We start from the raw sequence: 13,779 nt of genomic DNA on the forward strand, positions 1-13,779 counted from the left end.
CCGGGTCGGCCGGTTGATACAGCCCCGGTGTTCGTGATGGGCCCATATTCTAGTCCCTTAGCCGGTCCAGTGCGAGCACTGGCCGGTCGGGCCCCGGGTTGATCAGGCGTTGAAAACACCGGTCGAGAGATAGCGATCACCGCGGTCGCAGATGATGCAGACAATGGTCGCATTCCTGACTCGCTGTGCCAACTGCAGGGCACCGGCGACCGATCCGCCGGAAGAAACACCACAGAAGATACCCTCTTCGCGCGCCAGCGCTCGCATGGTATTTTCCGCATCCTGCTGGCTGATATCGATCACTTCATCCACCCGGCTGCGTTCAAAAATCTGTGGCAAGTAGGCTTCGGGCCAGCGGCGGATACCCGGAATCTGTGAGCCTTCCTGCGGCTGCAGGCCGACGATGCAGACCTCGGGGTTCTGCTCTTTCAGATAACGGGACACGCCCATGATGGTCCCGGTGGTCCCCATGGAGCTGACAAAATGGGTGACGGTACCCTGTGTCTGCTGCCAGATCTCGGGGCCGGTGCCGGTGTAATGCGCTTCGGGATTGTCCAGATTGGAGAACTGATCCAGTACCTTGCCCTCACCGGCAGCCTGCATCTCAAGGGCCAAGTCCCGCGCACGCTCCATGCCTTCTTGCTGAGTCACTTCGATCAGTTCGGCGCCGTAGGCGGTCATGGCCGCCTTGCGCTCGGCACTCATGTTGGCGGGCATAATCAGTTTCATGCGGTAACCCTTGATGGCGGCAGCCATGGCCAGTGCGATCCCGGTGTTGCCCGAGGTCGCTTCGATCAGGCAGTCGCCCGGCTGAATATCACCGCGCGCTTCTGCCAGACTGATCATGCTGAGGGCGGGCCGGTCTTTCACCGATCCGGCCGGGTTATTGCCTTCCAGCTTGCACAGGATGGTATTGCCGTTGGGCACCGGCAGGCGCTGCAGGCGGACCAGAGGCGTATGGCCGACATAATCAGCAATCGTAGGATATTCGATGGACATGATGACTCCGCAATACTTCCGCGATGGAGCTATGAGGCTATAAGAAAAGGGTTATTTATTCCCGACTGTTATGGTCGGAATAATATCAGTCTGATTGCGAGCACACAATCTCAACGCCCTTCGGCAATCACGAAGGCCGACACATAGGCACGCTCATCCGTATAGCTCAAATGCCAGTCCGTTATCCCCAGCGCTTGCGCATGCTCCGCGGCAGCCCCCTGCACCTGCAGCAACGGACGCCCCAGGGGGTCATGGTTGACGGCAAAATGCTGCCAGCTGATGCCGCGCCCAATGCCGGTGCCTAGCGCCTTGACGGCCGCTTCCTTGGCGGCAAAGCGCTTGGCCAGAAACAATACCGGGCGGGGATGCCGGGCATAAGCGCCAAGCTCAGTCGGCGTGAGGATGCGCGCGGGCAGACGCGGCGTGCGTGCCAGCGCCTGCTCGATGCGCGCGATTTCCAGCAGGTCGGTGCCAATGCCAACGATCATGAGCGAATAGCATCTCGCTGTGACTGCACCCGCTGCTGCACCTGCATCATCAAGTCACGCATTTCCTGTACCGCCGGCTTCAGGCCAACCAGTACGGCCCGTGCAATGATGCCATGACCGATATTGAGTTCGTTCATCTCCGGGATCTCGGCCACCGGCTCCACATTATGGTAGTGCAGACCATGGCCGGCGTTGACCACCAGCCCCTGCTGCCAGGCATGACGTGACGCCAGCTTCAGCCGCTCCAGCTCTTCACTGCAAGCCACCGGCGTATCGGCATCAGCATAGTTGCCGGTATGCAACTCGATCACCGGAGCGCCACAGCGAACGGCAGCATCGATCTGGGCCGGTTCAGGGTCAATGAACAGGGAGACTTCACAGCCGATTGCCGCCAGACGCTCGCAGGCGGCACGGATCTGCGCTTCCTGCCCGATTACGTCCAGACCGCCTTCGGTGGTCAGTTCCTCACGCTTTTCCGGCACCAGGCAAACATGGGGCGGACGAATACGCTCGGCCAACGCCAACATCTCTTCCGTAACCGCCATTTCCAGGTTCATGCGGGTCTGCAAGGTCTGCGCCAGCAGCTCGATGTCACGGTCCTGAATGTGGCGGCGGTCTTCACGCAGGTGCACGGTGATACCGTCCGCCCCCGCGTCTTCCGCCAGCGCAGCCGCCTGGACCGGGTCAGGGTAACGGGTGCCGCGTGCCTGTCGCAGCGTCGCGATGTGGTCAATATTGACGCCTAACAGCAGACGGTTGGGATGAGTCATCCTTACGCTCCTTTGCGTTTCAAGAAAAGTTCACGGCTGCGCAGGGGGCGTTCGCCCAGCAGCTCGGCCAGACGCAGGCGCATCAGGTACTTGGCGCTGCGCCGCACGGCAAGATCATCATAGCAGTCCTGCTCGATCGCCAGCAGGTGAGTACCGGGGATGCCCCGCGCCCCGCGGCTCGCTACCAGACCACTGCCGGCGTGCCAGTCGTATACGTGTTCCGGTTGCACGGCAGAGCAGTCGAGTGCAAATCCGAGCTGTTCCAGCAGCTGACGTTCAAAGGTGCGCAGGGCGCCTTCCACATCGGCGCCCTGTCTGAGTTCGTTCAGGGCATAACGGAACAGCACGAACAGGCGGGGATGGGGATCCAGGGGTTCCAGCAGACGCTGCACCAGCTCATTCAGATACAGACCGCACAGCAGCGACCGTCCCTGCAGCATGGCGCCGACCTCAGTGGCCTCGGCCGAGCGCAGGTTTTTCAGTTCGCTGCGCCCCTGCCAGCCAACCTGCAGCAGCTGAAAGGGCTGCAGGGTCGAGCGCAGCCGCGCACCGGGACGACGAGCGCCACGTGCCACCACACTAACCAGGCCATGCTCCAGGGTGAGCAGGTCAACCAGCAGACTGGTCTCGCGGTACGGGCGCGCATGCAGGACATAGGCGGCAGCCGCATCGACGCGTTGCGTCATCACTCGTGCCGGTAGCCCAGGCTCTGCAGTGCACGCTCATTGTCGGACCAGCCGCGCTTGACCTTGACCCAGAGGTTGAGCATCACCTTGGTGTCGAACATCTTTTCCATGTCCAGACGGGCATCGCGGCCAATGGTCTTGATGACAGCCCCCGCATCGCCGATAACAATGCGCTTCTGCCCTTCACGTTCCACCAGGATCAGCGCACTGATATTGAGAATGCGGCCATTGTGGCTGAATTCTTCGATTTCCACGGTGGTACCGTAGGGCACTTCGTCCCCCAGGTTGCGCATCAGTTTCTCGCGGACCAGTTCGGCCGCCACGAAACGCGAACTGCGGTCGGTGATCTGATCTTCCGGGAACAGGTGCACGCCTTCGGGGATGCGCTGCTCCACCTCACGCTGGAGGCGCTCGACGTTATGGCCCTTCTGGGCTGAAATCGGGATGATGGCATCGAAGTGACGCTTGCCGGCCAGCAGGTCCAGCTGCGGCAGCAATGCATCCTTGTCCTTGAGCTGATCCACTTTGTTGACGGCCAGAATCACCGGACAACGCACGTGTTCCAGCTTGTCGAGCACGATCTGGTCTTCTTCGGTCCAAGCTGTTCGGTCGACGATGAAAACCACCAGGTCGACATGGCGCAAGGCTTCTGAGGCGGTTCGGTTCATGAACCGGTTCAGTGCCTTGCCCTTGTCATCCTTGTGCAGCCCCGGCGTATCCACGTACACCACTTGCAGGTCACCTTCGGTGTGGATACCGAGAATCTGGTGGCGCGTGGTCTGCGGCTTGCGCGAGGTAATGCTCAGCTTTTGCCCCAGAATATGGTTGAGCAGGGTCGATTTACCCACGTTGGGGCGGCCCACTATCGCTACGTAGCCGCAGCGCTGGATAGGTTCGCTCATGCGCCTGTCTCCTGTCCAAGGGTTGTCAGCGCCTTGCGAGCCGCTTCCTGTTCGGCCTGGCGTCGGCTGCTGCCATGCCCTTCCGTCGGTTCATCCAGCAGTGCGATCTGACAGCGGATGTGGAACGTCTGGTCGTGCGGATCACCTTCGACCGAAATCAGTTCATAATGCGGCAACTCGGCACGGCGGGACTGCAGAAATTCCTGCAGGCGGGTCTTGGCATCCTTGAGCGAGACATTCAGATCCAGCTGATCCAGGTGGCCAGCAAACCAATGCAGGATGAATGCGCGGGCCGCCTCCACACCCTGATCCAGATAGACGGCACCGATGATCGCTTCCACGCTGTCCGCCAAAATGGAGTCACGGCGGTAGCCACCGCTTTTGAGCTCGCCCGAGCCCAGGCGCAAATAATCGCCCAGCTGCATTTCACGCGCGATCTTGGCCAGTGTTTCACCTTTTACAACCCGCGAACGCAGGCGGCTCATCTGCCCCTCACGGGCAGCCGGAAAGCGGGTATACAGATCGTCGGCGATGACAAAGCTCAGGATGGCATCACCCAGAAATTCGAGCCTTTCGTTGTTGCGCTTGCCGCAGCTGCGGTGAGTCAGCGCCAGCTCGAAAAGCTCGGAGTCGGTACAGGGGTTGCCCAGTTTACGGGCCAGTTCAGCAGCAGGTTTAATCAAGGTTTTATAGCTTCGTAGTGTTCTTCAAACATGACCAGTGCATCGACGTTGTAGAACATCGGCACGCGAACTTCATAGACCAGGTCAAAATACATCACGCCTTCTTCAAGACGGATCTTGAGCGAGTCCTTTTCGGGCAGCTCGACCTGGTTGATGTAAAACTTCTTGTCCATGTCTCGGCGCAGCTCACGCAGAGACTTGGACAGTTCATCCGGATCCTCACTGGCCGCCTTGACGATCGAGTTGATCGTGGCGTGATCCCAGTAGGGCGAAAACAGCTTGAAACCGACGGCGAAGAAGATACCCGCCACGATCAGACCGATCAGGGTCGAGGTAAATGAAGCGCCTCGTTGAAAGTGTGCAACGCCTTTATCCATGCAATCCATCCTCTAGTTTATGCGACGAACATCACTGAAGTCGGGCAGGCTGAACAGCCCCTCCCAATGCATCCATACTGCGGTGGCTTTGCCAACCAGCAACTCTTCCGGCACAAAGCCCCAGTAACGGCTGTCCTTGCTGTTATCACGGTTATCGCCCAGCACGAAATAGTGCCCTGGCGGTACTTCCCAGCTGCCATCGATCACCGGACCGTGGACATCACGGTAGATCCGGTGTGGCTCTCCGGCCAGCGCCTCGTTCAGCAACAGTTGCTGCGGCCGTGCCGGCGGCAGCTTGGCCAGCAGCGTTTGCTGCTGGGGCACGCCATTCACGTAGAGAATCTTGTCACGGTAGGTGATGGTATCCCCCGGCACGCCGACCACTCGCTTGATAAAGTTGATGCTGGTGTCTTCAGGATAGCGGAAGACGATGACATCTCCATGCTGCGGATCATGGTTGGCAAGGATTCGGGTATTCACCACCGGCAGGCGCAGGCCGTAGTGATACTTGTTGACCAGGATGAAATCACCGATTTTCAGGGTCGGCAGCATGGACCCAGACGGAATCTGGAACGGCTCATAGAGGAAGGAGCGCAACACCAGCACCGCCAGCAGCACCGGAAACATTGAACGCGAGGTGTCCGCCCAGCCCGGCTGCCGCAGCAGCGCCTTGCGCTGTGGCTCCGGTAGCGCGTGCTCAGCCTGCTCCTCGGCAGCCTGCAATGCCAGACGACGCTTGGGCGCGAACACCAAATGGTCCAGTAGCCAAAGTACGCCGGTGAGCGCGGTCACCAGTACCAGTATCAGTGAAAAATCCAGGTTCATGTTTGCTACGCCTTAACTGTCGACCTTAAGCACGGCCAGGAAAGCGTCCTGCGGAATTTCCACACGGCCCACCTGCTTCATGCGCTTTTTGCCTTCCTTCTGTTTCGCCAACAGTTTCTTCTTGCGGCTAACGTCACCGCCGTAACACTTGGCGGTTACATTCTTGCGCAGCGCCTTGACGGTGGTACGGGCGATAACCTTACCGCCCAGTGCCGCCTGAATGGCCACATCGAACATCTGTCGCGGAATCAGCTCTTTCATCTTTTCACACAACTGACGACCGCGGTATTCGGCATTGTCACGGTGCAGTATCACCGCCAGCGCATCCACGCGTTCACCGTTGATAAGAATATCCATGCGCACCAGCTTGGCGGCTTCAAAGCGCTGGAAGTTGTACTCCAGCGAGGCGTAGCCGCGACTGACCGACTTGAGGCGGTCGAAGAAATCCAGTACGACTTCCGCCATCGGCAGCTCGTAGGTGACCTGTACCTGCTTGCCGACAAAGTGCATGTTTTTCTGCACACCACGCTTTTCCACACACAGGCCGATGACCTGACCCAAATACTCTTCCGGTACCAGAATATTGGCCAGCACGATCGGCTCGCGCATTTCGCGGATGGATCCAGGGTCCGGTAGCTTGGAGGGGCTATCGATGTAGACGACATCACCGTTGTTAAGCTCGATCTCGTACACCACGGTTGGCGCGGTGGTTACCAGATCCATGTCGTATTCGCGCTCCAGACGCTCCTGGATGATCTCCATATGCAGCATACCCAGGAAGCCACAGCGGAAACCGAACCCGAGTGCGTCGGAACTTTCCGGTTCATAGAACAGGGATGCGTCGTTCAGGGTCAGCTTTTCCAATGCATCACGGAAATCTTCGTAATCATCGGCACTGACCGGGAACAGGCCGGCATAGACCTGCGGCTGAACCTTCTGGAAGCCCGGCAGGCTTTCCACATCCGGTTGTTTGGCGGGCACCAGGGTGTCACCTACGGGAGCACCGTGGATATCCTTGATACCTGCAACCACAAAGCCGACTTCACCAGCACGCAGTACGCCGGTTTCCTTGCGCTTGGGCGTAAAAATGCCAACCGAATCGACCTGGTGTGCTTGACCGGTAGACTTCATGATGATTTTGTCTTTCTTGTTCAACGTGCCCTGTTTGACACGCACCAACGATACCACGCCCAGGTAGTTGTCAAACCAGGAGTCGATGATCAGCGCCTGCAACGGTGCATCCACATCACCTTCCGGCGGCGGTATAACACGCACCAGCGCTTCCAGCACATCCTCAATTCCCATGCCGGTTTTAGCTGAGCAGGCGATGGCTTCGGTCGCATCTATGCCGATCACTTCCTCGATTTCCTGGCGCACGCGATCGGGGTCTGCCTGCGGCAGATCCATTTTGTTCAGCACTGGCAGTACTTCCAGCTCCTGCTCGATGGCGGTGTAGCAGTTGGCGACCGACTGGGCTTCAACCCCCTGAGCGGCGTCAACGACCAATAGCGCACCTTCACAGGCAAACAGCGAGCGAGACACTTCGTAGGAGAAGTCCACATGCCCCGGGGTGTCGATGAAGTTCAGCTGGTAAGTGTTGCCGTCTTTGGCATGGTAATCCAGCGTGACACTCTGAGCCTTGATGGTAATGCCGCGCTCACGCTCCAGCTCCATAGAGTCGAGTACCTGAGCCGCCATCTCACGGTCCGACAGCCCGCCGCAGGTTTGGATAATGCGATCCGACAGGGTGGATTTGCCATGGTCGATATGGGCGATGATCGAGAAATTACGAATATGATTCAGGTTACTCACGATAGGGCTACCCGACTCCAGCTGAAAACAGGTTAATAAGAAGCACGCAGTTTAACGCAAGAAGGGGTAGCAGGTCATCAGAACCGGCTCCCCTTCCCCCACAATAAACAAGGGGGCCAAAGCCCCCTTGATACAATACTCAGTTTGGTTTCAGCGCAATGAACAGCGGACTGCCCCGGCGCACGATGCGCACCGGCACCGATCGCTTGTCCGGCAAATCGGCCACAATGCGCTTGAATTGCTCCAGGGTTTCCACTCGCTCGCCGTTGAGCATGGTAATGACATCGCCACGGCTCAGGCCGGCGCGTGCACCCGCGCCTTCCTCAACCCGCTCGACAATAACGCCGGAGCGCAAGTTCCACTTTTCCTGCAGTTCTTCCGGCAGCGGTGCCACGACCAGCCCCAGACGACTGGTCTCCACCGGCTCCTCTGCCGGCACGGCAGCCTGGACATTCTCGTCCGGCAAGCGCCCGATGGTGACATCAATGGTTTGGCGACGGCCCTGACGAATAACTTCCACCTCAGCCGTCTCGCCCGGCTTGACGCGCCCGACCAGCGGCGGCAGGTCAGATGACAAGGTGACCGCATGATCATTGAAGGACAGGATGATATCACCTTCCTGCAAACCGGCCGCACCGGCCGGGCTATCCGGCAATACCTTGGCAATCAGGGCACCGGCAGGCTTGCGCAGACCGAAGGATTCGGCCAGATCACGATTCACTTCCTGAATGATCACGCCCAGCCAGCCACGCTCGACAAAGCCCTGCCCTTTGAGCTGTTCGGAGACCTCCAGGGCCACATCGATCGGGATGGCAAATGAAAGCCCCATGAAGCCGCCAGAGCGGGTGTAAATCTGCGAGTTGATGCCAACCACTTCCCCTTCCAGATTGAACAAGGGGCCACCAGAATTGCCGGGGTTGATGGCAACATCGGTCTGAATGAAGGGGACATAGTTTTCATTGGCCAGGGCGCGCTCGGTGGCACTGACGATACCGGCAGTGACACTGTGATCGAATCCAAAGGGAGAACCGATGGCCAGCACCCATTCGCCCACCTTGAGCTCATCAGATTGTCCCAGACGAACCACCGGCAGGTTGTCGGCATCGATCTTCAGCAACGCCACATCGGTTCGCTGGTCGGACCCTACCACCTGCGCTTCCAGTTCTCGCCGATCGTTCAAGCGCACCATGATCTGGTCGGCGTCCTTAATGACATGGTGATTGGTCAGAATGAAGCCGTCACGCGAGATGATGAAGCCAGAACCCAGTGATTGAGGCGCCTTGTGTGGGCGCTCACGAAACTGGGGCATATCACGGAAGAAATGACGGAAAATCTCGGGAATGTCCTCGCCGTTGGGGCCATGAAACTGACCGAATGGCGTGGAAATGCGTCCGCCATCCTGCTTCTGCACCGTGCTGATGTTAACGACTGCTGGCGAGGCTTCCTCAACCAGTTCGGTGAAATCCGGCAACGCTGCTGCGTGGGCCAAAGGCGCCAGCAGGCAGGCAAACACAAGAACAAGACTGAATTTAATGCGCTTCATTAAAGTCACCTTTCTGTTCACAGAGTTCTGAGCAATACCGGCTGATAGCGTTTGCCTGTCATGCGTCCGCTACTCCAGCGCCGAGCCATTATAAAACCGATCATCATCAGTCCCAGTGACAACAGCACCTGCTGCCACTCGGGCCAGGCAAACCCGCTGCCAACCAGGGCACCCAAAATCAGCAGAGCCAGCGGCAGCAGATACAACAGCAGTGATGCGCGCATCAGACTGCCCTCTTCAAGCCCGATCATCACCTGCTGTCCGGGGGAAACGAGAATGGCATCCGGGTTGTCGACATCAATCTCAACCGTTTTGCCTTCTCTCCACTCGGACAGCACGCCAGTGGCACAGTTCGATTTGCTGGCACACTGGGCACAGGCGCTGTTGCGCGCCGCTATGACGCGCACGCCGTCGTGCCCAATGGCACTGACGACGGCAAGCTCTTCAATCATGGATTAGCGCTCGGGCTGCACGGCACTGGCGATACGATCGGCAATCATCAGAGGGACATCACCGACCACGGTGACGAAGTGCTCGCCACGCTGCTTGCCAACCGCAATGTAGCCATCCGCCTGGGCGACACCTTCAGGAAGGCTCTGGTGCCCCAACTCTTCCACGCTAACCGAAAAGGCGTCACGGCCATTGGCAAATACCATAACCTCGCCGTGCGGGAGCAACTCATGGCGCACGATAGAGTAGCCTTCCGGCATCCAGCGCGTGCTCCACTGAGGGGCGCGCTGGGCACTGATCAAATGCTGGTGCTGATCAATATATTTCTTCAGTCCATCAGATAGCCGTATCACATCCGCAGACTCATATTGCGGCAAAACCGGTGCACTGCCGCCCAGTCGGGTGCGCAGGAGATCTTGGGATGCATCGCCGGCCGGCAGGGCAAAGCCCGGCGCCGGCGAGGGCGCATCGGAGAAGTTACCGGCCCCGAGAATAACCACGGCCGTGACCGAAGCCGCCACCGCCATACTGCTGACCGAGCGCCACCAGCGGCTGACAGCACTGCGGCGGGCGGGCGTGGCCGGGGCATCATAGGCCGATACGTGATAGCTGGGCTCCTGTTCCAAGGCCGACATAACCGCACCGCTGATGTCGATGCTTACCTGAGACTGGGCTTCGCCTTTGAGGCTGCTACGAGCCACCTGATAGCGACGCCACTGCTGTCTAAGTTCAGGGGTGTGTTGAATCTGCTCCAGTGTACGGCGCAATTCAAATTCGCCAACCTCACCGTCCATAAGTGCGGAGATGGATTCGTTAGCTTTATGCATGGCTATTCCTCGAGTGCCATAAGGGCAAACATCTTTCAACTCGATTAATTGGCGAGCAGAGGGGCGATCTCCTTGTCGATCGCCTCTCGTGCTCGGAAGATCCTCGACCTGACGGTACCGACGGGACACTCCATCACATTGGCAATGTCCTCATAGCTCATTCCCTCGAACTCGCGCAAAGTGAGCGCCACTCTCAGGTCTTCTGGCAGACGATCCAGTGTCGTCTTAACCACCCGCTCGAGCTCATCTCGATACAGTGAACGCTCTGGCGTATCCAGATCTCGCAACTCTGACTCATTGCCGATGTACTGCGCATCGTCCACATCAACGTCAACATCCGGTGGCCGCCGACTGCGCGATACCAGATGGTTTTTGGCCGTATTGATCGCAATGCGATACAGCCAGGTATAAAAGGCACTGTCACCACGAAAGCCCGGCAGCGCCCGGTAGGCCTTTATAAATGCCTCCTGGGCAACATCCATCGCTTCGTGCTGGTCGTATACATAGCGGCCGATCAGCCCGATGATCTTGTGTTGGTACTGCTTGACCAGAAGATCGAAGGCGTGTTTATCGCCCGCCTGTACACGCTTGACCAGTACCTGATCACTGGCTGCCTGACTCTCGTTAGACACTCGGTATCCTTAATTAAGTCACTGCGACTATCATCCCCTGCAGGAACCACAAGGGGCTTATTCAAATCGATGCAGTATGTAACGCCGACCTAATCCATTGCAACCTCATGTCTACAGCAGGCACGCAATGGTAAGAACCTGTACCCTGACTTAAGTTCCCGAAAAATTAGTTGGTTGTCAGGCTTACACTCATCGGTTTGAGCCCCCATAATAGATCGCAGCAAACGTACGGAATGTGAATATGAGCTCTAGCCAAGGCACCCCTCTGGATTACGATGTACTGGTCATCGGTAGCGGCGCAGCCGGTCTGACGCTAGCCCTGCAGCTGCCTTCCTCTACCCGTGTTGCCGTTCTAAGCAAGGCCTCCTTTGAAAGTGGATCGACCTGGATGGCACAAGGCGGCATTGCGGCCGTCCTGGATCCGTCAGACAGCTGTCAGGATCATATCCACGATACGCTGGTTGCAGGCGCTCACCTGAGCAGACCCGGTGCCGTAGAGCATATCGTTGAACAGGGAGCCGCCGGCATACAGTGGCTGATCGACCAGGGCGTACCCTTTACACGTGAAGGCGACCACTATCACTTGACGCAGGAAGGCGGCCACTCAAGCCGTCGTATCATCCACGCCGCGGACGCAACCGGCCGGGCGGTTCATGAAATTCTGCTGCAACGGGCACGGTCCGCTAGCAACATCACGCTACTGGACCAGCACGTTGCCATTGACCTGATCACCCGGCGCAAACTGCGCCTGCCAAACAACCGCTGCATGGGTGCTTATGTCCTGAACAAGCATACCGGTCACGTACAGGCCTTCCGAGCCGGGCAGATCGTATTGGCCACTGGCGGTGCAGCCAAGGCTTACCTGTATACCAGCAACAGTGACGGCTCTACCGGCGATGGCATCGCCATGGCCTGGCGTGCCGGCTGCCGTGTAGCCAACATGGAATTCAACCAGTTCCATCCAACCTGCCTGTATCACCCGCAGGCTAAATCATTCCTGATCAGTGAAGCGGTGCGTGGCGAGGGAGGACGGCTGCTGCTGCCGGACGGTACCCGTTTCATGCCCGACTTTGACGAGCGCGCCGAACTCGCTCCCCGGGATATCGTGGCACGCGCCATCGACCATGAAATGAAGCGCCTGGGATGTGACTGCGTTTATCTGGATATTTCACACCGGCCAGCAGGTTTTATCCGCGAGCACTTCCCCACCATCCATCAGCGCTGCCTGGAGTATGGCATCGACATCACCCGTGATCCGATTCCGGTCGTGCCTGCGGCTCACTACACCTGTGGCGGCGTGATGACAGATGAACATGGCAGAACGGACCTGGATGGCCTGTATGCCATTGGTGAAACGGCTTTTACCGGTTTACATGGCGCCAACCGTCTAGCCTCCAACTCACTACTGGAGTGCATCGTGCTCGGTATGGCCGCAGCGGATGCCATCACCCGGGAAACCGGTGCCAACGCACGGGAGCAGGTCGAAATTCCCCAGTGGGATGAATCGCTGGTCACCAATTCAGACGAGGACGTTATCATTTCACACAACTGGGATGAGCTGCGACGCTTCATGTGGGACTATGTCGGCATCGTGCGCACAACCAAGCGCCTGCAGCGGGCACAGCATCGTATCGAACTTCTGTTGCAGGAAATTGCTGAGTATTACAGCAATTACCGTATCGGTGCCGACCTGATCGAGCTGCGCAACCTGGCCACCGTTGCTGAATTGATTATTCGCAGCGCTATCGGCCGCAAGGAAAGCCGTGGCCTTCACTACACGCTGGATTACCCGGCCGCATCACAGGAGCGCCGGGACACAATCTTGGCACCGGTCAATTTTCAGTGGCCGGGGGCGGTGCGAGAGGAGCAGCCAAAGTGATGGCCACGTGCAGACGCCGGGCAGAGTCTGGTGAGAGGCAATAAGGAGTCAGCCAGAGCCAGCAGGGAAGTCCTCTGTCCCGACGCTGCACAACAAGCAATTGCACAATGCCAGGAATGGAAAGAGATCGACAAATTTCATCAACGGGTACCCACTGACCGGAGCCCGTCAGCACCGACATCATTCTGTGCTCCACATCCCAATTCAGGCTCATGATGCGGTCCTCCCGGCACTTTCTCAACTGCAGCCGGCAAATCAAACCTCCTGTCATCACATAGCTGATCAAGGACAGCCATTTGCGATCACTTTCCATCGGCATACCAGCCAGAGCCAGTATGCCGATGGAAAACGTCAACAGGTATAGAATGCGCAACGGCCTGTCGCCACTGCGCACATGCACCTCAATCGGGCTGAACGCGTTCAAGGATCAGGTCCACAATCCGCTTATGGTCAGGATCGGCCGGTTCTTCACGCTGCATGAACCATACAAACAGATCTTGATCTTCACAGTCCAACAGCTTTACAAAGCGCTCCTGATCTTCCAGTGGCAGATCACGGAAAGCTTCCTGCATGAAAGGCACAAACAATACATCCAACTCCAGCATGCCACGACGGCACTGCCAAGTCAGACGACGGACATCATCTTCTGTATACATCTGCATTTCCCGGTGCATTTAACAACAAAGACATGGTCTGCATCTTACCCTTAGACACACGGTAGGACCATCCCCAGACCTTCTGACAGGTAGGCGCGTGTGACAAGCGACAAGACCCTGGTTGTTACGCACCGTGGCAGTAGCCGGAGCAGAAGCCCAAACGCAAAAACCCCGATCTCAACGAGACCGGGGTTTTCACTGAATAAATGCTTGGCGATGACCTACTCTCACATGGGGAAGCCCCACACTA

At 58.1% G+C, this 13,779-nt stretch carries 16 protein-coding genes; 1 reads left to right on the forward strand and 15 read right to left on the reverse strand.

The annotated features are described in order from the left end of the window. Nucleotides 1–102: 102 nt before the first annotated feature. The 13 genes from cysM to rpoE form a co-directional block, all read right to left on the reverse strand. The gene (gene cysM / locus KTN04_RS09325) at nucleotides 103–999 is read right to left on the reverse strand and encodes a cysteine synthase CysM (protein ID WP_217334951.1); all 897 of its coding nucleotides are present in this window, start codon (nucleotides 997–999) and stop codon (nucleotides 103–105) included. A 110-nt stretch (nucleotides 1,000–1,109) separates the two neighbouring features. Beyond that, nucleotides 1,110–1,487, reverse strand: coding sequence for a holo-ACP synthase (locus tag KTN04_RS09330; RefSeq protein WP_217334952.1), 378 nt, complete (start codon nucleotides 1,485–1,487; stop codon nucleotides 1,110–1,112). Next, entirely contained in the window at nucleotides 1,484–2,257 is a 774-nt protein-coding gene (gene pdxJ / locus KTN04_RS09335; RefSeq protein WP_217334953.1) for a pyridoxine 5'-phosphate synthase, read from the reverse strand. Before pdxJ ends, KTN04_RS09330 begins: the two co-directional genes overlap by 4 nt. Before the next feature lie 2 nt (nucleotides 2,258–2,259). Beyond that, entirely contained in the window at nucleotides 2,260–2,943 is a 684-nt protein-coding gene (recO, locus tag KTN04_RS09340; protein ID WP_217334954.1) for a DNA repair protein RecO, read from the reverse strand. Continuing rightward, nucleotides 2,943–3,845 (reverse strand): GTPase Era, encoded by a 903-nt coding sequence (era, locus tag KTN04_RS09345; RefSeq protein ID WP_217334955.1) that lies wholly within the window; start codon nucleotides 3,843–3,845, stop codon nucleotides 2,943–2,945. The genes recO and era overlap by 1 nt, the downstream gene beginning before the upstream one ends. Next, nucleotides 3,842–4,528 (reverse strand): ribonuclease III, encoded by a 687-nt coding sequence (gene rnc, locus KTN04_RS09350; RefSeq protein WP_217334956.1) that lies wholly within the window; start codon nucleotides 4,526–4,528, stop codon nucleotides 3,842–3,844. Before rnc ends, era begins: the two co-directional genes overlap by 4 nt. Beyond that, on the reverse strand, nucleotides 4,525–4,905 hold the full coding sequence (locus KTN04_RS09355; RefSeq protein ID WP_217334957.1) for a DUF4845 domain-containing protein: 381 nt from the start codon (nucleotides 4,903–4,905) through the stop codon (nucleotides 4,525–4,527). The genes rnc and KTN04_RS09355 overlap by 4 nt, the downstream gene beginning before the upstream one ends. 12 nt (nucleotides 4,906–4,917) lie before the next feature. Continuing rightward, nucleotides 4,918–5,730 (reverse strand): signal peptidase I, encoded by an 813-nt coding sequence (lepB, locus tag KTN04_RS09360; protein WP_217334958.1) that lies wholly within the window; start codon nucleotides 5,728–5,730, stop codon nucleotides 4,918–4,920. A gap of 12 nt (nucleotides 5,731–5,742) precedes the next feature. Next, on the reverse strand, nucleotides 5,743–7,542 hold the full coding sequence (lepA, locus tag KTN04_RS09365; RefSeq protein WP_217334959.1) for a translation elongation factor 4: 1,800 nt from the start codon (nucleotides 7,540–7,542) through the stop codon (nucleotides 5,743–5,745). 139 nt (nucleotides 7,543–7,681) lie between these two features. Continuing rightward, a complete protein-coding gene (locus KTN04_RS09370; protein ID WP_254262469.1) occupies nucleotides 7,682–9,085 on the reverse strand; it encodes a DegQ family serine endoprotease in 1,404 nt (467 codons plus the stop codon). A gap of 17 nt (nucleotides 9,086–9,102) precedes the next feature. Next, nucleotides 9,103–9,537, reverse strand: coding sequence for a SoxR reducing system RseC family protein (locus KTN04_RS09375; RefSeq protein WP_217334961.1), 435 nt, complete (start codon nucleotides 9,535–9,537; stop codon nucleotides 9,103–9,105). Nucleotides 9,538–9,540: 3 nt separating this feature from the next. Beyond that, entirely contained in the window at nucleotides 9,541–10,362 is an 822-nt protein-coding gene (locus KTN04_RS09380; RefSeq protein ID WP_217334962.1) for a MucB/RseB C-terminal domain-containing protein, read from the reverse strand. Nucleotides 10,363–10,406: 44 nt separating this feature from the next. Further along, nucleotides 10,407–10,994 (reverse strand): RNA polymerase sigma factor RpoE, encoded by a 588-nt coding sequence (rpoE, locus tag KTN04_RS09385; RefSeq protein ID WP_217334963.1) that lies wholly within the window; start codon nucleotides 10,992–10,994, stop codon nucleotides 10,407–10,409. Nucleotides 10,995–11,235: 241 nt separating this feature from the next. Between rpoE and nadB the strand changes: the two genes are divergently transcribed. Next, complete coding sequence (nadB, locus tag KTN04_RS09390; RefSeq protein WP_217334964.1) at nucleotides 11,236–12,873, forward strand: L-aspartate oxidase; 1,638 nt, start codon at nucleotides 11,236–11,238, stop codon at nucleotides 12,871–12,873. On the opposite strand, the gene KTN04_RS09395 is transcribed toward nadB, so the two are convergent. Together KTN04_RS09395 and KTN04_RS09400 are read right to left on the reverse strand one after the other, a co-directional pair. After that, on the reverse strand, nucleotides 12,827–13,297 hold the full coding sequence (locus KTN04_RS09395; RefSeq protein WP_217334965.1) for a hypothetical protein: 471 nt from the start codon (nucleotides 13,295–13,297) through the stop codon (nucleotides 12,827–12,829). The two genes, nadB and KTN04_RS09395, sit on opposite strands and share 47 nt — an antisense overlap. Beyond that, on the reverse strand, nucleotides 13,275–13,529 hold the full coding sequence (locus tag KTN04_RS09400; protein ID WP_217334966.1) for an FAD assembly factor SdhE: 255 nt from the start codon (nucleotides 13,527–13,529) through the stop codon (nucleotides 13,275–13,277). The genes KTN04_RS09395 and KTN04_RS09400 overlap by 23 nt, the downstream gene beginning before the upstream one ends. Between the last annotated feature and the right edge of the window lie 250 nt (nucleotides 13,530–13,779).

Origin of the sequence: Marinobacterium weihaiense (assembly GCF_019061305.1) — a bacterium.
GTDB classification, from domain to species: Bacteria; Pseudomonadota; Gammaproteobacteria; order Pseudomonadales; family Balneatricaceae; genus Marinobacterium; species Marinobacterium weihaiense.

Bases quoted from the DNA above. Each gene is read 5' to 3' on its own strand.
- cysM (WP_217334951.1), bottom strand. From the start codon at position 999: ATGTCCATCGAATATCCTACGATTGCTGATTATGTCGGCCATACGCCT.
- KTN04_RS09330 (WP_217334952.1), bottom strand. From the start codon at position 1,487: ATGATCGTTGGCATTGGCACCGACCTGCTGGAAATCGCGCGCATCGAG.
- pdxJ (WP_217334953.1), bottom strand. From the start codon at position 2,257: ATGACTCATCCCAACCGTCTGCTGTTAGGCGTCAATATTGACCACATC.
- recO (WP_217334954.1), bottom strand. From the start codon at position 2,943: ATGACGCAACGCGTCGATGCGGCTGCCGCCTATGTCCTGCATGCGCGC.
- era (WP_217334955.1), bottom strand. From the start codon at position 3,845: ATGAGCGAACCTATCCAGCGCTGCGGCTACGTAGCGATAGTGGGCCGC.
- KTN04_RS09355 (WP_217334957.1), bottom strand. From the start codon at position 4,905: ATGGATAAAGGCGTTGCACACTTTCAACGAGGCGCTTCATTTACCTCG.
- lepB (WP_217334958.1), bottom strand. From the start codon at position 5,730: ATGAACCTGGATTTTTCACTGATACTGGTACTGGTGACCGCGCTCACC.
- KTN04_RS09370 (WP_254262469.1), bottom strand. From the start codon at position 9,085: ATGAAGCGCATTAAATTCAGTCTTGTTCTTGTGTTTGCCTGCCTGCTG.
- KTN04_RS09375 (WP_217334961.1), bottom strand. From the start codon at position 9,537: ATGATTGAAGAGCTTGCCGTCGTCAGTGCCATTGGGCACGACGGCGTG.
- KTN04_RS09380 (WP_217334962.1), bottom strand. From the start codon at position 10,362: ATGCATAAAGCTAACGAATCCATCTCCGCACTTATGGACGGTGAGGTT.
- nadB (WP_217334964.1), top strand. From the start codon at position 11,236: ATGAGCTCTAGCCAAGGCACCCCTCTGGATTACGATGTACTGGTCATC.
- KTN04_RS09400 (WP_217334966.1), bottom strand. From the start codon at position 13,529: ATGTATACAGAAGATGATGTCCGTCGTCTGACTTGGCAGTGCCGTCGT.